Annotated in this window: 16 protein-coding genes; 7 read left to right on the forward strand and 9 right to left on the reverse strand. The window is 68.3% G+C overall.

The genetic code is table 11. The features are described 5' to 3' along the window. Positions 1-169 precede the first annotated feature (169 nt). A complete protein-coding gene (locus ACS5NL_RS10830; protein WP_439353798.1) occupies positions 170-1,267 on the reverse strand; it encodes a tartrate dehydrogenase in 1,098 nt (365 codons plus the stop codon). An 84-nt stretch (positions 1,268-1,351) separates the two neighbouring features. On the opposite strand from ACS5NL_RS10830, the gene ACS5NL_RS10835 reads away from it, so the two are divergent. After that, positions 1,352-2,347, forward strand: coding sequence for a LysR family transcriptional regulator (locus tag ACS5NL_RS10835; RefSeq protein ID WP_439353799.1), 996 nt, complete (start codon positions 1,352-1,354; stop codon positions 2,345-2,347). Here the strand turns inward: ACS5NL_RS10835 and ACS5NL_RS10840 are convergent. Both ACS5NL_RS10840 and pgsA read right to left on the reverse strand, forming a co-directional pair. After that, positions 2,304-3,200, reverse strand: a complete 897-nt coding sequence (locus ACS5NL_RS10840; RefSeq protein ID WP_439353800.1) for a DMT family transporter — start codon at positions 3,198-3,200, stop codon at positions 2,304-2,306. The two genes, ACS5NL_RS10835 and ACS5NL_RS10840, sit on opposite strands and share 44 nt — an antisense overlap. After that, entirely contained in the window at positions 3,200-3,769 is a 570-nt protein-coding gene (gene pgsA / locus ACS5NL_RS10845) for a CDP-diacylglycerol--glycerol-3-phosphate 3-phosphatidyltransferase (RefSeq protein WP_439353801.1), read from the reverse strand. The genes ACS5NL_RS10840 and pgsA overlap by 1 nt, the downstream gene beginning before the upstream one ends. 39 nt (positions 3,770-3,808) lie before the next feature. On the opposite strand from pgsA, the gene ACS5NL_RS10850 reads away from it, so the two are divergent. Beyond that, positions 3,809-5,500: an adenylate/guanylate cyclase domain-containing protein gene (locus ACS5NL_RS10850; protein ID WP_439353802.1), complete on the forward strand. Its 1,692-nt coding sequence runs from the start codon at positions 3,809-3,811 to the stop codon at positions 5,498-5,500. Positions 5,501-5,510: 10 nt separating this feature from the next. Here the strand turns inward: ACS5NL_RS10850 and uvrC are convergent, their stop codons facing one another. Further along, entirely contained in the window at positions 5,511-7,583 is a 2,073-nt protein-coding gene (gene uvrC, locus ACS5NL_RS10855) for an excinuclease ABC subunit UvrC (protein ID WP_439353803.1), read from the reverse strand. Positions 7,584-7,612: 29 nt separating this feature from the next. Then, on the reverse strand, positions 7,613-8,659 hold the full coding sequence (locus ACS5NL_RS10860) for a dienelactone hydrolase family protein (protein ID WP_439353804.1): 1,047 nt from the start codon (positions 8,657-8,659) through the stop codon (positions 7,613-7,615). Between the two features lie 98 nt (positions 8,660-8,757). Here ACS5NL_RS10860 and earP point away from each other — a divergent pair, with 98 nt between their 5' ends. From earP to ACS5NL_RS10880, 4 genes are all read left to right on the forward strand, one after another. Continuing rightward, a complete protein-coding gene (gene earP, locus ACS5NL_RS10865; RefSeq protein ID WP_439353805.1) occupies positions 8,758-9,846 on the forward strand; it encodes an elongation factor P maturation arginine rhamnosyltransferase EarP in 1,089 nt (362 codons plus the stop codon). 149 nt (positions 9,847-9,995) lie between these two features. Continuing rightward, the gene (gene efp / locus ACS5NL_RS10870) at positions 9,996-10,550 is read left to right on the forward strand and encodes an elongation factor P (protein ID WP_439353806.1); all 555 of its coding nucleotides are present in this window, start codon (positions 9,996-9,998) and stop codon (positions 10,548-10,550) included. Positions 10,551-10,608: 58 nt separating this feature from the next. After that, positions 10,609-11,487: an AEC family transporter gene (locus ACS5NL_RS10875; protein ID WP_439353807.1), complete on the forward strand. Its 879-nt coding sequence runs from the start codon at positions 10,609-10,611 to the stop codon at positions 11,485-11,487. 48 nt (positions 11,488-11,535) lie between these two features. Continuing rightward, complete coding sequence (locus ACS5NL_RS10880) at positions 11,536-12,405, forward strand: LOG family protein (RefSeq protein ID WP_439353808.1); 870 nt, start codon at positions 11,536-11,538, stop codon at positions 12,403-12,405. Here the strand turns inward: ACS5NL_RS10880 and ACS5NL_RS10885 are convergent. The 3 genes from ACS5NL_RS10885 to ACS5NL_RS10895 are packed head-to-tail and all read right to left on the reverse strand — an operon-like array spanning position 12,402 to position 18,264. Next, entirely contained in the window at positions 12,402-13,772 is a 1,371-nt protein-coding gene (locus ACS5NL_RS10885; protein ID WP_439353809.1) for an efflux transporter outer membrane subunit, read from the reverse strand. The genes ACS5NL_RS10880 and ACS5NL_RS10885 overlap by 4 nt on opposite strands. Continuing rightward, positions 13,765-16,917 carry an efflux RND transporter permease subunit gene (locus ACS5NL_RS10890; RefSeq protein WP_439353810.1) on the reverse strand — a complete coding sequence of 1,051 codons (3,153 nt, stop codon included), beginning with the start codon at positions 16,915-16,917 and terminating at the stop codon, positions 13,765-13,767. The genes ACS5NL_RS10885 and ACS5NL_RS10890 overlap by 8 nt, the downstream gene beginning before the upstream one ends. 12 nt (positions 16,918-16,929) lie before the next feature. After that, entirely contained in the window at positions 16,930-18,264 is a 1,335-nt protein-coding gene (locus ACS5NL_RS10895) for an efflux RND transporter periplasmic adaptor subunit (RefSeq protein WP_439353811.1), read from the reverse strand. A 159-nt stretch (positions 18,265-18,423) separates the two neighbouring features. On the opposite strand from ACS5NL_RS10895, the gene ACS5NL_RS10900 reads away from it, so the two are divergent. Beyond that, positions 18,424-19,191 (forward strand): TetR family transcriptional regulator, encoded by a 768-nt coding sequence (locus tag ACS5NL_RS10900; RefSeq protein ID WP_439353812.1) that lies wholly within the window; start codon positions 18,424-18,426, stop codon positions 19,189-19,191. A gap of 58 nt (positions 19,192-19,249) precedes the next feature. On the opposite strand, the gene ACS5NL_RS10905 is transcribed toward ACS5NL_RS10900, so the two are convergent. Continuing rightward, positions 19,250-20,356, reverse strand: coding sequence for an MFS transporter (locus ACS5NL_RS10905; protein WP_439353866.1), 1,107 nt, complete (start codon positions 20,354-20,356; stop codon positions 19,250-19,252). Positions 20,357-20,367: the final 11 nt, after the last annotated feature.

Consider the following 20,367-nt stretch of genomic DNA (forward strand, 5'->3'; position numbering starts at 1 on the left):
ATTGGTACGGGAAATCTCTCCATACATGCGCCTCTTCATTAGACCCACGGGGCTGCGCCACTGTCAATACAGCCGCAGCCAAAACGCCCAACGTGCGCCAGAACCGCGAGATTCTATGCGGTTTCGCGACGCATCCGTGATGAAAGACCGGTCGCTTTGGACACGGTCCTCACAGCATCCGAACACTCTCTGCAATGGCCTTTCCCAGATCGCCGGTGCTTGCGGTTCCACCCAGATCGGGGGTGCGCGGCGCACCGCTCTCCGGTGCCAGACAGGCTTCGATCGCCCGCATGATCGCGTCGTGCGCATCCCGGTGGCCCAGGAAGTCCAGCATCATCGCGCCGCACCAGATCTGGCCAATCGGGTTGGCGACACCCTTGCCGGCGATGTCGGGCGCCGAGCCATGCACCGGCTCGAACAGCGAGGGATGCGCCCGCGTGGGATTGAGGTTGGCGCTGGGTGCGATGCCGATGGTGCCGGTGCAGGCCGGCCCGAGGTCGGACAGGATGTCACCGAACAGGTTACTGCCCACCACCACATCGAAGAAGTCCGGCCGCTGCACGAAATGCGCGGTGAGGATGTCGATGTGGAACTTGTCGACTTTCACATCCGGATACGCTTTGGCCATGGCCTCGACCCGTTCGTCCCAGTAAGGCATGGTGATGGCGATGCCGTTGCTCTTGGTGGCGCTGGTCAGGTGCTTCTTCGGCCGCGAGCGCGCGACCTCGAAGGCGTGTCTCAGCACGCGGTCGACGCCGATGCGCGACATCACCGTTTCCTGCACCACGATCTCGCGCTCGGTGCCACCGTACATGCGGCCGCCGATGCTGGAATATTCGCCCTCGGTGTTCTCGCGCACGATCACCATGTCGATCTCGCCGGGTTCGCGCGGGCTGCCGTCGCGCCGCACCACCGGCGCGCGCACGCCAGGCATCAGGCGCGCCGGACGCACATTGACGTACTGGTCGAATTCGCGGCGGAACATCAGCAGCGAGCCCCAGAGCGAGATGTGGTCGGGCACCTTGTCGGGCCAGCCGACGGCGCCGAAGTAGATCGCATCGTGGCCGCCGATCTGGTCCTTCCAGTCGTCGGGCAGCATCTTGCCGTGGCGCTCGTAGTAGTCACAGCTGGAGAAGTCGAAGTGGTCGAACTGCAGGCCGATGCCGAACCGCGATGCGGCGGCCTCCAGGACGCGAAGGCCCTCGGGCATGACTTCGGTGCCGATGCCGTCGCCGGCGATGACTGCGATGCGGTGCGTGGTGCTCATGGGAAATCTCCTGAAATGTGGGTGAGAGCTTACGACCGCATGGAGCAATAATTCGTCCATTCATTGTTTCCACAAGGGAAAGAATTGGACCGACCCGATCTGGAGCTGGTGCTGGCCGTGCGGCGCCACGGCAGCCTGGTCACGGCCGCACGCGCGCTGCGGCTGGCGCCTTCGGTGGTGACCAAGCGCCTGGCCGCGCTGGAGACACGCCTGGGCTCGCGGCTGTTCCAGCGCACCACAAGGCGCGTCAGCCCGACCGCCGACGGCGAGACCCTGTGCGAACGCGCCGAGGAACTGCTGCGCGGGTTCGCGGCGGCCGAGACCGAATTGCGCGAGCGACAGGCCGAGCCATCGGGTCCGATCCGGCTGGCGGCCACCTTCGGTTTCGGCCGGCAATGGCTGGGTCCGGCGCTGGCCGATTTCCAGTCGCTCTACCCCAGGGTCAGCGTGCAGGTGCAGCTGACCGAGCAGTTGCCGGACCTGGTGGTCGACGGCCTGGACGGCGCGATCTGGCTCTGGACCGCGCCGCCGCAGCGCGCCGGCGAATGGGTGTCCCGCAAGCTGGCGGCGAACCAGCGCGTGCTGGTCGCGTCGCCGTCCTATCTGCGCCGCCGCGGTGTCCCGGTTTCACTGGAGGACCTGTCGGCACACGACTGTCTGGTGGTGCGGGAGAACGGCGGCGGGCCGGACCAGCGTTTCGATCACTGGCGGCTGCGCCGCGATGGCGAGGCGCACTGGGTGCATGTGCCGGTGCGCGGCCCGCTGTCCAGCAATTCGGGAGAGCTGGTGCGCGACTGGTGCCTGGCCGGGCACGGCGTCATGCTGCGCAGCCTCTGGGACGTGGCCCCTCAGCTGGAGAGCGGCGCGTTGCAGCGCGTGCTGCCAGACTGTGCGATGCCCGACGCCGACGTGCACTGGATCGCGCCGTATCGTGCGCAGGTGCCGCGCCGCATCCGCTTGCTGGTGGACTTCCTGGCCGAGCGCTTCAAGGGTGAGCCCTGGCGGCACCCGCCGGTGAAGCAGAAAGAGAAACGCGTCAGCGCGCCGGCCGCACCACCAGGCTCACGCCGAAAGCGGTGAGCGCCGTGCCGGCAACGGTCACGGCGGTGATCGGCTCGGCAAACAGCAGCCAGGCGATCATCGCGGTGCAGGGCGGCACAAGGTACATCAGGCTGGTCACCGAGGCCGCCGCGCCACGCTGGATCAGCATGTAGAGCAGCGAGCTGCCGCCCAGCGTCAGCCCCAGCACCGACCAGGCCATGGCGCCTGCGAGTTCGGCATTCCAGCGCATCGGCTCGGCCTCCAGCAGGGCCAGCGGCAGGGTCACCACCAGGGCCGCGGCCAGTTGCACCGTGTTGGCGGTGCGCACGTCGCAGGGCTGCACGAAGCGCTTCTGGTACAGCGTGCCCGCCGTGATCGCGAACAGCGCCATGATGGCCAACGACAGGTTGTGCCAGTTGGCCGAATCGCCCGGGCCGCCAGCGCCGAACTTGCGCGAGACCACCAGCACCAGACCCGCAAAGCCCAGCAGCAGGCCCAGCCACTGGCGCCGCGAGACATGTTGGCCGCCCACACTGCTCAGCCAGATCGCGGTGAGCACCGGCTGGATGCCGACGATCAGCGAAGAGAGACCCGAACCCATGCCGGCCTTGACCGCCGCCCAGACGCCACCCAGGTACCCGGCATGCATCAGCACACCGGTCACCGCCAGATGCATCGCCTGCCGTTGGTTCGCGGGCCACTTCACGCCGGCCAGCACGATCCACGGCAGGAAACAGAGGATGGAGAGCGCGTAGCGCACCGCCAGGAAGGACATCGGCGGCGCGTGTGGCATGCCGTAGCGCGCGACGATGAAGCCCGTGCTCCAGATCAGCACGAACACCCAGGGCATGGCGCGCAGCCAGGCGTTGTCCTGGCCCGCCGAGTCCGCCATCAGCGGGCCCGGGCGCGGATCTCGGGCAGCGCCTTCTGCAGGTAATAGACCATCGACCACACGGTGAGCACTGCCGACGCCCAGATCAGCCAGGTGCCCCACACATGCGTGTCGATCACGCCCAGCAGCTTGCCGTTGAACAGCAGGAAGGGGATCGCCGTCATCTGTACCGATGTCTTGAGCTTGCCGATCATGTGCACCGCGACGCTCTTGGTCGCACCGATGATGGCCATCCATTCGCGCAGCGAGGAGATGGCGATCTCGCGCCCGATGATGATCAGGGCCACGAACACGTCGGCCCGCTTCAGGTGCACCAGCACCAGCAGGCTGGCGCAGACCAGGAACTTGTCGGCCACCGGATCGAGAAAGGCACCGAAGGCCGAGGTCTGGTTCAGTCGGCGTGCCAGGAAACCGTCGGCCCAGTCGGTCGCCGCGAACACCACGAACATCACCGTGGCGATCAGGTTCTGCTGGGCCGCACTCACACCTTCCAGATAGAACACACCGATGATCAGGGGAATGGCGACGATGCGCGCCCAGGTCAGCAAGGTGGGAAGGTTGAAGAACATGGGCGAGATTATGGGGGCGGTTTTGTACACTGCCCGTCCATGACCCGCACCGATCCCGCATCCGGCCCGCGCTTTGGCCGCTTCACCTTGCGGTTCACGCTGGTCGCGGCGTTTGCCGGCGTCACCCTGCTGGTCAGCCTGGTGATCGGTCTGGCGACCAGCCGCCTGGTGGGCGACTTCGTGCGCGACGAGTTCAAGCTGCGGCTGGCCGACCTGTCGTCCGTGGCCGCGACCCAGATCGATGTGGTCAAGCACCAGCGGCTGCAGGACAAGGGCGACCAGGCCAGTCCGGACTACCGCGCCCTGCGCGACCGGTTGCGCGAGATCCGCGACATGGGCACCGACATCCGCTTCATCTACACCACGCGTCAATTGCCCGACGGCAAGGTGGTGTTCGTGGTCGACGCGGAGGAAAACCCGACCGAGTTCAGCACGCTGGGCGATGTCTACCAGGACGTGAGTCCCGCCCTGCTGCAGGCCTTCAAGGCCAGGCGCGGCGAGCGCTCCTCGTATGTGACCGACCGCTTCTACACCGACGCCTGGGGCACCTGGATGTCGGCCTACGCGCCGCTGTACCTGCCCGACGGGCGGGTGGAAGCCGTGCTGGGGCTGGACATTTCTGCCGAGCGCGTGCTGGCCAAGGAGCGGCGCTACCAGGTCGTGCTCTGGGGCACGGGCGGTCTGGTCACACTGCTGCTGATGCCGATGGCCTACCTGATCGCACAGCGCATCCGGCGCCCGCTCTCGCGGCTGGAGGCCGACATGATGAAGGTCCGCCAGTTCAACCTGGAGAGCACGCCACCGATCTACTCGCGGGTGATCGAGATCAACAGCATGGTGCAGCAGCTCGAGAGCATGCGCTCGGGCCTGCGCTCGTTCCAGAAGTACGTGCCCGCCGAGCTGGTGCGGCGCCTGATTGCGCGCGGCGTCGACGCCGAACCGGGTGGCGCGCAGCAGGAACTGACGGTGTTCATGTCCGACATCGAAGGCTTCACCTTGCTGAGCGAGCGCGTGCCGCCGGACCAGCTGGTGCATCTGCTCAGCGAATACCTGACGACGGTTTCTGCCGCCCTGCTGCAGACCGGTGCGACCGTGGACCAGTATGTGGGCGACGCGGTGCTGGCGTTCTGGAACGCGCCGGAGCCCACGCCCGACCATGCGCACCGCGCCTGCGAGGCCGCGCTGGCGGCCCAGACGGCGATCACCGCGCTCAACGCCGACTGGCGCGACCGCGGGCTGGACGTCGCGTTCAGGACCCGCATCGGCATCAACACCGGCGAGGCCATCGTCGGCAACATCGGCTCCGACAACCGCATGAGTTACACCGCCATCGGCGACCAGGTGAACCTGGCCAGCCGGCTCGAAGGCGCCAACAAGCTCTACGGCACCTCGGTCCTCCTGTCGCAGCACACCCGCGACCAGCTGCGCCCGGACAGCTTCGTGACGCGGCGGGTGGACCAGCTGGTCCCGGTGGGCAAGTCGGTGCCGATCAAGGTCTACGAGCTGGTGGGCCGCAAGGGGGAAGTGCCCGAGGCGCAGATGGCCGTGCTGACCGACTACGAAGCCGCGTTCACCCGCTACCAGCAGCGCGAGTTCGCCGCCGCCATCGCACGGCTCGAACGCCACCCGGACGATCCGCCGTCGCGCGTGCTGCTGGCGCGCTGCCGCGGGTACCTCGACCAGCCGCCGCCGGCCGGATGGGACGGCAGCTTCCAGCTCACCAGCAAGTGAGGCGAACGCCTCAGTGCAGGGCGCGGTAGATCGCGTCGGCCAGCTCGGCCGAGATGCCTTCCACCGTGCTCAGGTCCTCGACGCTCGCCGCCGCCACGCCACGCACGCCGCCGAAACGCTGCAGCAACCGCGCCCGCTTCTTCGGGCCGACGCCGGGAATGTCTTCGAGCTTGCTGCCGCCGGTGCGCACCTTGGCGCGCTGGGCCCGCATGCCGGTGATCGCGAAGCGGTGCGCCTCGTCGCGGATCTGCGCCACCAGCATCAGCGCGGCCGAATCGTGGCCCAGGTAGACCTTCTCGCGACCGTCGGCAAACACCAGCTCTTCCAGACCGACCTTGCGGCCCTCGCCCTTCTCGACGCCAACGATCAGCGACAAGTCCAGACCGAGCTGCTGGAACACTTCGCGCGCCATGCTGACCTGGCCCTTGCCACCATCGACCAGCACCAGGTCGGGCATGCGCGGCCCCTTGGGCGCTTCCTGCGAGGCGCTGGATGCCTCTGGCGCTGCCGCGTCGGCAGCCTCTGGCACCGCCTGATCGGCCAGCAGTTCGGCCACCGGTGCCGCCTCGACGCCCTGCTCCGCCCGCAGCGCCTCGGCGATCTTGCCGTAGCGCCGCAGCAGCACCTGGCGCATGGCGGCATAGTCGTCGCCACCGGTGATGCCGTCGATGTTGTAGCGCCGGTACTGGCTGTTCTGCATCTTGTGGGTTTCGAACACCACGCAGGACGCCTGGGTCGATTCGCCGGCGGTGTGCGAGATGTCGAAACACTCGATGCGCAGCTCGTCCAGGTTGTCGTCGGGCAGGCCCAGCGCCTCGGCCAGCGCGCGCGTGCGTGCCTGCTGCGAGCCCTCTTCGGCCAGCAGCCGCGCCAGCGCGATCTCGGCGTTCTTCTGTGCCATCTCCAGCCAGATGCGGCGGTGCTCGCGCGGCTGGTGCACCGCGTTGACCTTGGCGCCGTTCTGCTCGGTCAGCGCCTCGACCAGCGAGCGGCGCACCGGGTGGCTGGTGACCAGCGTGTGCGGCAGCGCGGCGCCCAGGTAGTGCTGCGCGATGAAGGCTTCGAGCACGCGCACATGCACCCGCTCCAGCGGATCGCTGACCGCCGGTGCTTCCCCCTCGGTCTCCAGCGCCTCGTCGATCTGGGTCGCATCGTCGACGTGGGCCGGGAAATACGGCCGGTCGCCCAGGTGCCGACCGCCGCGGATCATCGCCAGGTTCACGCAGGCCCGGCCGCCGAGCACCTTCACCGCCAGCACGTCGACGTCCTTGTCCGAGAGGTTGTCCATCGCCTGCTGCTGCAGCACCTTGGACAGGGCACCCATCTGGTTGCGGATCTCGGCCGCCTGCTCGAACTCCAGCCGGTCGGCGTGCGCCATCATGCGCGCCTGCAGCGCGTCGAGCACCTCCTGGGTCTCGCCGCGCAGGAAACGCTCGGCGTCGGCCACGTCCCGCCCGTAGGCCTCCATGTCGATCAGGTCCACGCAGGGGCCAGTGCAACGCTTGATCTGGTAGAGCAGACAGGGCCGCGTGCGGTTGGCGAACACCGTGTCTTCGCAGGTGCGCAGGCGGAACACCTTCTGCAGCAGCGTGATGGTCTCCTTGACCGCCCAGGCGCTGGGGTACGGGCCGTAGTAGCTGTGGCGCCGGTCGACCACGCCACGGTAGTAGGCCATGCGCGGGAACGCGAGCATCGGCAGGGGCTTGGTCCCGGCGGTCCGGAAGGTCTCCCGCGTGCCGGTGATCTTGAGATAGGGGTAGCTCTTGTCGTCGCGGAACAGGATGTTGAACTTGGGGTTCAGCGTCTTGATCAGGTTGTTTTCCAGCAGCAGCGCCTCGGCCTCGGTGCGCACCACCGTGGTCTCCATGCGCACGATGCGGCTGACCATCTGGCCGATGCGGGTGCCGTCGTGGTTCTTCTGGAAGTAGCTGCTGACGCGCTTCTTGAGGTTGCGGGCCTTGCCGACGTAGAGCAGCTGGCCCTGGGCGTCGAAATAGCGGTAGACCCCTGGCAGGCCCGGCAGCGCCGCGACCTCGGCCAGCAGTTGTTCGGAATGTGGTGCGTCAGATGCAGGGCTGGACATGGGGCCGTATTGTGGCCCGGACCGATCCGTCAACGTGGGGCCAGCACCTTCGTCAGGAACCCCACGATGGCTTCCGCCGCCTTGTCGCGTGCAGCCTTGTCGCCCTGCACGTTGGCACCGGTTGCGGCGCAGGCTTTCTGCGTCGCAGCGAGCGCTTCGCCGGTCAGTCGTTGCCCGGTCTTGCGGTCCATCACCGCCATCGCATCGACGTCGGTCTCCAGCGGGCAGTCATCGACCGTCCGCTGCGCGCCCCGCAACATGATCTTGCGGGTGTCGTCGGCATCGAATTTGTGCTGCGCGCCGGGAATGGTCACAAACGTCACTGGCGTACCGGTCTGTCCGATCTTCTCTGTGTACTCGCGGCACGGCCCGATGGGCGTGTAGTCGTCGGCGTCACCATGCACCCAGAGCATCGGTGCGGGCGAGAACACCCCGGCCTTGGGCGTGACGCGGAAGATGCCCACACACCCGCCGGCATACACCGGCACGTGGGCCGCAAACCGAAGGTCGCCCGGCAGCTTCTGGGAAACGATGATGCGGTTGATGGCGCTTCGCCACGCCGTGATCCCGCCACGGGAGAAACCCATCACCGCGATGCGCTTCGGATCGATCCGGGGATGCGTGGCCAGCATCCGCAGGGCCACGAAAGCATCGGCGGTGTCGGCCGCAAAGGGCACCTGGGACTGGTCCTCGGCGGTGCTCTTGACCCCTCTGGGCCCGAAGGTGTCGAGCGACAGCACCGCCAGGCCCGCGGCATTGAAGCGCTTGGGCCAGTAGTCGAGCATCGCGTCGTAGATCCCGCCCGAGCCATGGACCAGGATCACCGCGCCCACCTTGCCGGCAGCGGGTTCGGCGGGCAGAAAGAGATGGCCGACGATGCTCGCCGGATCACCCTGCCCGGGCCCGCGCAGCAGCTCGGGCAGGCTCTTGGGCGTCGAGCTGCCGAAGGCGTAGCGACCGGAGGGTGGCCCGGCCGCCATGTCGGTCAGCAGCTCCTGCGCCCAGGCGGAGCCGACACCCAGACTCAGACCCAGACACAGGACCCACAGGGCGAAAGCCTTCAGCAACTGCTTCATGGTTTACCTCCAGCCAGACCGCAACAACCTCGTGCGGACTCTAAGACCCGCGACGTCCCCTGTCCATCCCTTGCGCGCCACGTTGGACAATCGGTGCCATGCAATGGGACATCTTCTGCCGCGTGATCGACAACCTGGGCGACACCGGCGTCTGCTGGCGCCTGTGCGCCGATCTCGCGCGCCGCGGCGAGCCGGTGCGGCTGTGGATCGACGTGCCGGACGACCTGGCCTGGATGGCGCCGGGTGCGCTGGAAAGCCGCTGGCCCGGCGTGCAGGTGTTCCGCTGGACCGCGCCACTGCCCGCCGGTCTGGTCGCTTCGCTGCCGCCCGCCGAGGTGTGGATCGAGGCCTTCGGCTGTGACCCGGCGCCGGAATTTCTCGACGACCTGGCACGGCGTCTGACGGAAGGCGCAACGCCGCCGGTCTGGATCAACCTCGAGTACATGAGCGCCGAGGCCTGGGTCGAACGCTCGCACCGCCTGCCCTCGCCGGTCATGACCGGCCCGCTGCGGGGTCTGACCAAGTGGTTCCTGTTTCCGGGCTTCACGCCCGCCACCGGCGGCTTGCTGCGCGAGGCCGACCTGCCTGCGCGGCAGGCGGATTTCGACGCGCCGGCCTGGCTGGACGCACAGGGTCTGCCATCCGGCGAACGCCCGCGCGCCAGCCTGTTCTGTTACGAGCCGCCGGCGCTGGCCGCGGTGCTCCGGCAGGCCGGGCGCGACACCGCCAGCGACTGGCTGGTGACGGCTGGCCGTGCCAGCGACGCCGTGGCCGCTGTGCAAAAGGACGGGCAGGACATGGGTGCTCCGGACCTGCACGCCGTGCCCCGCCTGACCCAGCACGGCTACGACCACCTGCTCTGGAGCTGCGACCTCAATTTCGTGCGCGGGGAGGACTCGCTGGTGCGTGCGCTGTGGGCCGGACGGCCCTTCGTCTGGCACATCTATCCGCAACACGACAACGCCCACCACGCCAAACTTGAAGCCTTTCTGGACTGGCTGGAAGCACCGGCCTCGCTGCGCGATTTCCACCGTGCCTGGAACGGTCTGACCCGGCCCGAAAGGGTCTGGCCAGGCTGGGAAACGGTGCGCGGCTGGAGTGGCTGCGCCCTGGCGGCCCGGCAGCGCCTGCTGGCCCAGGCCGACCTGACCAGCCAGCTGCTCGGATTCGTTGCCGAAAAGCGTTAAAATTCAAGGCTTTGCTGTAAACCGGTGCGGCCATGCGCCGCCGCCCGTTACCCGCCAGCCATCTGCCTCGCCGCGCAGATCGCGGCCTTCCAGACCTTCCGCAGGCCTTTCGCCCCGACGGAACCCGCGGCCCAACTGTTGGAATCCCTATGAAAATCGCCCAAGAACTCCGCGCCGGCAATGTGATCATGCACGGCAAGGACCCGATGATCGTCCTGCGCACCGAATACGCCCGTGGTGGCCGTGGCGCCGCCACCGTCCGCATGAAGCTCAAGGGCCTGCTGGGCAACATCGGCACCGAAGTCGTCTTCAAGGCCGACGACAAGATGGACCAGATCATCCTGGACAAGAAGGAGTGCACCTACTCCTACTTCGCCGACCCGATGTACGTCTGCATGGACGCCGAGTACAACCAGTACGAAGTCGAAGCCGAAAACATGGGCGACGCCCTGAACTACCTCGAAGACGGCATGACCGTGGAAGTGGTGTTCTACGAAGGCAAGGCCATCTCGGTCGAACTGCCCACCAGCGTCGTGCGCGAAATCACCTGGACCGAACCCGCCGTCAAGGGCGACACGTCCGGCAAGGTGCTCAAGCCCGCCAAGATCGCCACCGGCTTCGAAGTGCCGGTGCCGCTGTTCGTCAGCCAGGGCGACAAGATCGAAATTGACACCCGCACCGGTGAATACCGCAAGCGCGTCTGATCATCCGGACTGTTGATGTAAAAGGCTCCCCCGGGAGCCTTTTTCTTTTGCTGCACGCATGGACCTCATCACCCGCATCGCCGACGTCATCATTCCGGTCTTCCTGATCGTGGCCATCGGCTACGGCTACGCCCGCCGCAAGGCGCCGGACATGTCGGTCTTCAACCGCATCGCGCTGGACGTGCTGGCGCCGGTGCTGGTGTATTCGGCGCTGTCCTCGAAAGACTTCCACCTCGCCAGCCATGTGCCGCTGCTGATCGGCGGCACGGTGCTGATCCTGGGCAGCGGGCTGCTGGCCTGGCCGGTGGCGCGGATCTTTGGCGCCCAGCCGCGCTCCCTGGTGCCGGTGGTGATGTTCAACAACAGCGGCAACATGGGTCTGCCACTGGCCCTGCTGGCCTTCGGACCGGCGCATTTCGGTGCCGCCGTGGCCCTGTTCTCGGTCGCCAACCTGCTGCACTTCTCGATCGGCGCACGCATCACCAGCGCCTCTGCCCGCACCCGCGACCTGCTGACCAGCCCGCTGATGATCGGCACTGCGCTGGGTTTCGCGAGCGCTCTGACCGGGCTGCGCCCTCCGGATGTGCTGCTCTCCGGCCTGAAGCTGCTGGGCGACGCGCTGCTGCCCATGATGCTGTTCGCGCTCGGCGTGCGCCTGACCTCGCTCACCCGGGCCGGGCTGGCGCTGGGCCTGCTGGGTGCGCTGGCCCGGCCGCTGATCGGTCTGGCGATCGGCATCCCGCTGGCCTGGGCGCTGGGCATCGAAGGCGCGGCGCGCGGCCAGTTGCTGCTGTTCGCCGCCCTGCCCCCGGCGGTGATGCAATTCATGCTGGCCGAGCGCTACCACCAGGAACCCGACAAGGTAGCGGCCATGATCATGCTGGGCAATGCGCTGGCCGTGGTCTTTGTGCCGCTCGCGCTGGCCATCGGCCTGTGAGCGGGTTCTTCGCGACACAATCCCTCTTTTGCCAACGAGACCTCCCGCATGGAAACCACCCAAAACCTGAGCGAACAGCGCATCGCCGACGCCTGGGCCGACCTGCAGGCCCACGCCAACAACGGCAATGCCCTGCAGGCCGATGCCTACCGGATGGCGTTTGCCGACCCCGAGTTCCTGCTGCGGCGCGAGACGCGCGGCATCCGCTTCCAGCTGGAGATGCTCAAGCCCGACCTGGCACAGCAGCAGCTGGGGATCGAGAACACCGTCGTCGTCTTTGGCAGCGCCCGCTTCCGCGAACGGGAAGAGTCCGAGGCAGCGCTGGCCACGGCCCGTGAAGGCGGCAACGCCGAGAGCATCCGCAAGGCCGAAGCGATCCTGCGCAACGCGCACTACTACGACGAGGCGCGCGCCTTCGGCCGCCTGGTGGCCCGCTACAGCGCCCACGCCGCCAAGGAAGACCAGATGTTCATCTGCACCGGCGGCGGGCCGGGCATCATGGAAGCGGCCAACCGGGGCGCGCACGATGAAGGCGCGCTCAATGTCGGCCTGAACATCTCGCTGCCCTTCGAGCAGTCGGGCAACCGGTTCATCTCACCCGGCCTGAGCTTCAAGTTCCACTACTTCGCGCTGCGCAAGATGCACTTCATGATGCGCGCCAAGGCCCTGGTCGCCTTCCCTGGCGGCTTCGGCACGCTGGACGAATTGTTCGAAGTGATCACGCTCGTGCAGTGCAAGAAGGCCAAGCCGGTGCCAATCGTGCTGTTCGGCTCGACCTACTGGCAGCGCCTGCTCAACCTGGACGTGCTGGTCGAAGAAGGCACGATCTCGCCCGAGGACCTGAACCTGTTCAAGGTCGTCGACGACCCGCAAGCCGCCTGGGAGCACATCGTGCGCTTCTACGACCTGAAGACTTAATAGCCTCCGCCGAGGGCCTTGTAGAGCGCGACCTGGTTTTGCTGCTGGGCCAGGCGCGACTGGGCGAGGGCCTGCTGGGTCGCGAACAGCGAACGCTGCGCATCCAGCACGTCGAGGTAGCTCGACACCCCGTTCTTGTAGCGCAGCTCGGCCAGGCGGAAGCGCTCGGCCTCGGCCTTGGCCTGCAGCTCCTGCGCCGCCAGCTGCTCGCCCAGCGTCGCCCGCCCGGCCAGTGCGTCGGCCACTTCGCGGAACGCGACCTGGATGGCCTTCTCGTACTGCGCGATCGCGGTGTCGCGACCGACCTTGGCCACGTCCAGGTTGGCCTGGTTGCGGCCCATGTCGAAGATCGGCAGCAGCGCCTGCGGCGCCAGCGAGAAGCCCCACGAGCCGTCCTTGAACAGACCCGAGAGCTGGTTGCTCACCGTGCCCACGCTGGTCGTCAGCGAGATGCGCGGGAAGAAGGCCGCGCGCGCGGCGCCGATGTTGGCATTGGCCGCCACCATCGCCTGCTCGGCCTGGCGGATGTCGGCGCGGCGCGTCAGCAGCTCGGACGGCAGCCCCTCGGGCACCGCCTGGAACGGCGTGACGTCGGCCGCACCGGGCAGCAGGTTGGCCGGCACTTCCTGCCCCACCAGCAAGGTCAGCGCATTGATGTCCAGCGCGCGGGCCCGCTGCTGCTGGGCCAGCGTGCTGCGCGCGGCCGCCGTCAGCGATTCGGCCTGCCGCAGGTCGAGCGCCGAGGTGGCGCCGTTGTCGAAGCGCAGCTTGGACAGCCGCAGCGAATCCTCGCGCGTGGTCAGGGTGCGCTGGGTCAGGGCCAGCAGTGCCTCGTCGGTCTGCAGGCTCAGCCAGGTGCTCGCGACCGAGGCGACCAGGCTGGTCTGCGCCGTGCGCTGCGCTTCTTCGCTGGCGAGGAACTGCGCCAGCGCCGCGTCCTTGAGGCTGCCCAGGCGACCGAAGAAATCGATCTCCCAGCTCGCCATCGCCAGACCCGCGGTATAGACGCTGCTCATGCCACCGCTGGTGGTCGGCTGGCGGCTGCCGCTCACCACCGCATTGACGGTGGGGAACTGGTCGGCCCGCTTGACCTGGTACTGCGCGCGCACCTGCTCGATGTTGAGCGTGGCCACGCGCAGGTCGCGGTTGTTCTGCAGCGCGAGCTTGATCAGGTCGCGCAGCCGCGCGTCGGAGACGAAGCTCTCCCAGGCCGGCAGCTGGCCGGTGGCGGTCGCCGCCGCGGCCTGCCCCGGGTAGGTGGCGGCGACGGGTGCCGCGGGCTTTTCCAGCGCCGGGGTCAGCGAGCAGCCGCCCAGCAGGGCCGCCAGCGCCAGCGCGGACAGTCGGAAGGTGGCGCGCTCAGACATGATTCACTCCATGGTGTTTGGCTTCCTCGATGTCGTGGAGCCGCTGCCGCTCGCTGCCCTTGAAAATGGAGCGCACGACGACAAAGAAGATCGGAACAAAGAACACGGCCAGCGCCGTGCCGGTCAGGATGCCGCCGATCACGCCGGTGCCGATGGCACGCTGGCTGGCCGAGCCCGCGCCCGAGGCGAGGAACAGCGGCAGCACGCCCAGCGTGAACGCCAGCGAGGTCATGATGATCGGACGGAAGCGCAGGTGGGCGGCGGCCAGCGCCGACTCGATCACGCTGTGGCCCTGCGCCTGCAGGTCCTTGGCGAACTCGATGATCAGGATGGCGTTCTTGGCCGACAGACCGATGATGGTGATCAGGCCGACCTGGAAGTACACGTCGTTCGAGTAGTTGCGCAGCAGCGTCGCCAGCAGCACGCCGAGCACACCCAGCGGCACCACCAGGATCACGGCCAGCGGAATCGTCCAGCTCTCGTACAGGGCGGCCAGACACAGCACGACCGCGAGGATGGCGAAGCCGTAGAGGATCAGCGCCTGGCTGCCGGCGAGCTTTTCCTCGCGCGACTGGCCGGTCCACTCGTAGCCGAAGCCCGGCGGCAGCTTGGCCGCCAGTGCCTCCATCTCGGCCATCGCCTGGCCGGTGCTCACGCCCGGCGCGGCGCTGCCGCTCAGGCGCATCGAGGGATAGCCGTTGTAGCGCACGGTCTGCATCGGGCCGGTGATCCACTTGGTCGAGGCGAAGGCCGACAGCGGAACGGCCTGGCCGCTGCTGTTGTTCACCGTCAGCTTCAGCACGTCGTCGGGCTGCATGCGGGCGGCCGCGTCGGCCTGCACCATCACGCGCTGCAGGCGGCCGGCGTTCGGGAAGTCGTTGGCGTAGGCCGAGCCCAGCGCGGTACCGATGGCGGCGCTGATGCCGTCGAAGCTCACGCCCAGCGCGTTGGCGCGGTCGCGGTCGATGTCGATCTGCAACTGCGGCGCATCTTCCAGACCGTCGGGCCGCACCTGCGTCAGCAGCTTGCTCTGCGAGGCCATGCCCAGCAGCTGGTTGCGCGCGTTGACCAGGGCCTCACGGCTCTGACCCGAGCGGTCCTGCAGGCGGAAGCTGAAGCCCGACGAGGCGCCCAGCTCGGGAATCGGCGGCGGATTGAGCGCGAAGATGAAGGCGTCGCGGATGCCCGAGAGCGCGCCGAAGGCACGGCCGGCGATCGACTGCGCGTCGCTGCCCGGCGCCTTGCGTTCGTCCCAGTCCTTGAGGGTCACGAAGGCGAGCGCCGCGTTCTGGCCCTGGCCGGAGAAGCTGAAGCCCAGCACGCCGACCATGCTCTGCACCTCGGGCTGCTTGAGCACGAAGCCCTCGACCTGCTTCATCACCTCCAGCGTGCGTTCCTGCGTCGCGCCCGGCGGCAGCTGCACGTTGACCAGCATGGTGCCCTGGTCTTCGTTGGGCAGGAACGAGGTCGGCAGGCGCTGGTAGACGAACACCGCCACACCGACGATCACCGCGTAGACGATCAGCGTGCGGCCGGCGCGCGGCAGCAGGCGGGACACACCGCCCTCGTAGTTCTTGGCGGTGCGGGCGAAGCCGCGGTTGAACCAGCCGAAGAATCCGGTCTTGGCATGGGCGTGGCCGGCCTCGACCTGCTGCAGCAGCGTGGCGCACAGCGCGGGCGTGAGCGACAGCGCCATGAAGGCCGAGAAGGCGATCGACAGGCCCATCACGGCCGCGAACTGGCGGTAGATGTTGCCGACCGAACCGCTGAAGAAGGCCAGCGGCACGAACACCGAGATCAGTACCACGGTCACGCCGATGATGGCGCCCGAGATCTGGCCCATGGCCTTGCGCGTCGCCTCAACCGGCGGCAGGCCTTCCTCGCTCATGATGCGCTCGACGTTCTCCACCACCACGATGGCATCGTCCACCACGATGCCGATCACCAGCACCATGCCGAACATGGTCAGCACGTTGATCGAGAAGCCCATCGCCAGCAGGCCGGCGAAGGTGCCCAGCAGCGCCACCGGCACCACCACGGTCGGGATCAGCGTGTAGCGCCAGTTCTGCAGGAACAGGAACATCACCAGGAACACCAGGGCCACGGCCTCCAGCAGCGTCTTGGCCACTTCCTGGATCGAGATCTTCACGAACTTGGAGCTGTCGTAGGGAATCGTCCAGCTCATGCCCTTGGGAAAGAACTTCTCCAGCTCGGTCATCTTGGCGCGCACCGCGTTGGCGGTCGCCAGCGCGTTGCCGTTGGGCGAGAGCTGCACGCCAATGCCGGTCGAGGGCTTGCCGTTCAGGCGGGCGGAGGTGGCGTAGGCCTGGGCGCCCAGCTCGATGCGGGCCACGTCCTTGAGGCGCACGGTCGAACCGTCGCTCTTGGCGCGCAGCACGATGTTGCCGAACTGCTCGACGCTGGAGAGCTGGCCGTTGACCACCACGGTGGCGGCGATCGACTGGCCGGCCACGTTGGGCAGCGCGCCGATTTCACCGGCCGAGACCTGCGCGTTCTGCGCGCGGATGGCGGTGGTCACGTCGTTGGCGCTCAGGTTGAAGCCCAGCAGCTTGGCCGGGTCGATCCAGATGCGCATGGCGCGTTCGGTGCCGAACAGCTGGGCCTGGCCCACGCCCGGCAGGCGCTGGATTTCCGGCACCACGCTGCGCGAGGCGAAGTCGCCCAGGGCCACCGGGTCCCAGGCCGGGTCGTCCGAGGACAGGATCGCGAACAGCAGGAAGTTGCTGCGCGACTTGTCCACGCGCACGCCCTGCTGCGTCACCGCCGAGGGCAGGCGCGGCGTGGCGCGCGAGAGGCGGTTCTGCACATCCACCTGCGCCAGGTCGGGGTTGGTGCCCGGCTGGAAGCTCAGCGTGATGCTGCCGGTGCCGTTGGCCTGCGCCACGGCTTCCATGTAGATCAGGCCGGGCGAGCCGTTCATTTCCTGCTCGATCACCGACAGCACACTGTCTTCCAGCGTCTTGGCCGAGGCGCCCGGGTAGGTCGCGTTGATGACGATGGACGGCGGCGCCACCGGCGGGTACTGCGAGATCGGCAGCTGCGTGATCGACACCGCGCCGGCCACCATGATGAAGAGCGCGATCACCCACGCGAAGATGGGGCGCTCGATGAAAAACTTTGCCATGTCAGACGTCCCTTACTTCGCGGGGGCCGCGTCGGCCTTGCCTTCGGTCTTGGCTTCCGCCTTGGCCTCTGGCTTGGCCTCGGCCGGCTTGGCGTCGGCGGGTTTCGCCTCCGCTGGCTTGGCCGCCGGTGCGGCGCCCGGGGTCCACGGCACGGCCTTGACCGGCGTGCCCGGCGGCAGCATCTGCAGCTTCTGGAAGCCGTCGACCATCACCTGCTCGCCGGCCTTGAGACCGTCCGTGATCACCCAGCGGCCGTTCTGCTGGCCACCGACCTGGACCGGGCGCTGCTCGGTCTTGCCGTCGGCGCCCACCACCTTGACCGAATCGCCCTGCGCGGAACGCGTCACCGCCTGCTGCGGCAGGGCGATCGCGTTGCCCGCCACCGCCTGCTCCAGCCGCACGCGCACGTACAAGCCCGGCAACAGCGCGCCACCCGGGTTGGGCACCTCGGCGCGCAGCGTCACCTGGCCGGTGGTCGAATCGACCGTGAGGTCGGAGAACAGCAGCTTGCCAGGCTTGGCGTATTCGCTGCCGTCGTCCAGCACGACCCTGACCGCCGCCGCGCCCTGACCGGCGCCCTTGAGCTGGCCGGACTCCATCGCGCGCTTGAGCTTCATCGCCTCGGCCGCCGACTGGGTGAAGTTCACGTACAGCGGATCGACCTGCTGGATCACGGCCAGCGCCGTGGCCTCACCCTGTCCGACCAGCGCGCCTTCGGTCACCAGCGCGCGACCGATGCGGCCCGAGATCGGCGCGGTCACACTGGCGAAACCGAGGTTGATGCCCGCGGTCTGCACCGCGGCCTTGGCGGACGCGACATCGGCCTCGGCCACCTTCTGGGCCGCGACCGCGGTGGTGTATTCCTGCTGGCTGATCGCGTTTTCGGCCACCAGCGGCTTGTAGCGCTCGGCCACCGCCGTGGCGTTCACCAGATTGGCCTGCGCGCGCGCCAGGCTGGCCTGCGCGCTCTGCAGCGTGGCCTGGTAGGTCGCGGGGTCGATGCGGAACAGCGCCTGCCCCGCCTTCACATCGCTGCCTTCCTTGAACAGGCGCTGCTGCAGGATGCCGGCCGCGCGGGCCCGCACCTGCGCCACGCGCGAGGCCTCGAGGCGGCCGGGCAGCTCGGTCTGCAGGCCGACATCGCCGGGCTGCACCGTGACCACGCCCACTTCCGGCGCAGGCATGCCCCCACCCGGTGCACCACCGGCCGCGGCCGGGGCGTCCGACTTGCCACAGGCGGCCAGTGCGGCGACCAGCGGCAGCAGCAACGCGACCTGGCGCAGGCGCGCGCCGGAGAGGGAATGTGCCGGCTGTGGCGGCAAGGGTTCGGCGGGGGAAGCGGACATGAAGAACCTCGCGAAGGGCATTTTTGCAGGATGGTGGTGTCTGGGCACCGGGCCGGTGGCGTGCAAGGCGCATGCCATGACCCTTGAAGGAGCGGCAGTATACATACACACACGAATGTATGTATATTCGTGGGGTTTCTACTTTGCAAAGAGCCTGCCATGGTCCGCCGCACCAAAGCCGACGCCGAAGCCACCCGGCAAAGCCTGCTGGACGCCGCCGAACACCTGTTCCAGTCGCGGGGCGTCTCGCGCACCTCGCTGAACGACATCGCCACCGCCGCCGGCACCACGCGCGGCGCGATCTACTGGCATTTCAAGGACAAGGCCGACCTGTTCAACGCCATGATGGAGCGCGTCACCCTGCCGCTGGAAGACTCGATCGCCTGCGCCGGCGCGGCCGCTCAGGAGATGGACGATCCGCTGCAGTCGCTGCGCGATGCCATGCGCATCGCCATGCACCGCACCGCCACCGACGAGCAGACCCGCCGCGTGTTCGAGATCGCGACGCACCAGGTCGAGTACAACGACGAGATGGTCGCCGTGCGCGAGCGCCACCTGCAGGTGCGCAACGACTGCGTGAAGCAGACGGCGCAGGTGCTCAAGGCCGCGGCCCAGCGGCAGTCGCTGAAGCTGGGCGTGACGATGGAGTCTGCCGCGCTGGGCCTGCACGTCATCGTCGACGGCCTGATCCAGAACTGGCTGCTCTCCCCCGGCGCCTTCGACCTCGTGAAGGTCGGCCGCCAGACGGTGGACGCCTACCTGACCGGTCTGGGCTTCAAGGCGGCGCCCCAGCGCGTGGCCCCGGCGTCCGGCAACACCCGCATCCTGGCCGCACCGGCCACCGGGCTGCCCGCGGCCAAGGCCAGGGTCGCGATGAAAAGGGCCACGGTGAAGCCGGTGTCTCAGAAGCTGGCCACCGGCACCTGATCGCACTGCCGCAGCCCGCCGGGCGGGCCGGCGGCTGGACGTTGTTCAACGGCCGATGTCAGTGGCCGCGCGACGGGTGGTGGCCCGCCGACATGCGCCAGGCCAGCCTCGCACCCAGGCCGACCACCGAGCCCACCGCCCAGAACACGCCCGCCGTGCCCACCACCACCCCGGCCGACCCGAACAGCAGCGGCATCACCACGCTGGACCCGTTGATCGCCATCGAACGCAGACCCAGTGCTTCGCCGTGGCGGTGGTGCGGCGTGATCTGGTGCAGCGTGCTCATCACCATCGGCTGCACCGAGCCCAGCGCCAGTCCCAGCAGCACCGACAGCGCGCCCATCAGCCAGGCCGTGTGCACCAGCGGATAGAGACCGAACAGCAACGCCGTCGCCACCATCGCGCTGCCGATCACCCGGCCCTCGCGCAGGTGGTCCGACACCCAGGGCATCACCACGCGGATCGCGGTCGCGGCGATGGCGAACGCGCCCAGGATCGACCCGATCACCGTCGCCGACAGGCCGCGCTCATGACCGATCACCGGCACGACGAAGGTGTGCACGTCCCAGCACGATGCCAGCATCCAGTTGATCAGCAGGAGATGGCGGAACGCCCTGTCGTGCAGCAGGTCCCACGACGAGCCCCGGCGATGCCCCTCCGGAATCTCCACCCGCGCATGCTCCTGCACCCCGCCGACCGCGAACCAGGTGAACAGGGGCAACAGCGCCAGCATCAGGTAGGCGGCGCGGAAGCCGCTGGCGTCGATCAGCAGGCCCGACAGGAAGGGGCCGAGGAAGTTGGAGATCGATGGTCCGATGGCCAGCCAGCTGAACACCTGCCGCAGCTCGCTGGCGTCCTGGGCCATGCGGCCCACGTGGCGCTGCAATGCGATCACCGTCAGGCCCGAGGCCGCGCCGGTCAGCAGTGCCGCGAGACACAGCACCGGAAACAGGGGCCAGGCCGCCGCCAGCGCATTGCCCAGCACCGCCACGATCACCGCCAGCCGCACCGGCCGGCGCATGCCGTGGCGGTCGGTGAAGCGCCCTGCCGGCAGCGCGAGAAACACCTGCGACAGCGCAAACAGCGCCAGCAGCAGCCCGACCGCGGCCGGGCTGTGGCCCTCGCGCAGCGCCATCAGAGGCGCCGCCATGCGCAGCCCGGTCATCGCGGCGTGCA

This window comes from Hydrogenophaga sedimenti (genome assembly GCF_051857515.1).
Classification (GTDB): domain Bacteria; phylum Pseudomonadota; class Gammaproteobacteria; order Burkholderiales; family Burkholderiaceae_C; genus Hydrogenophaga.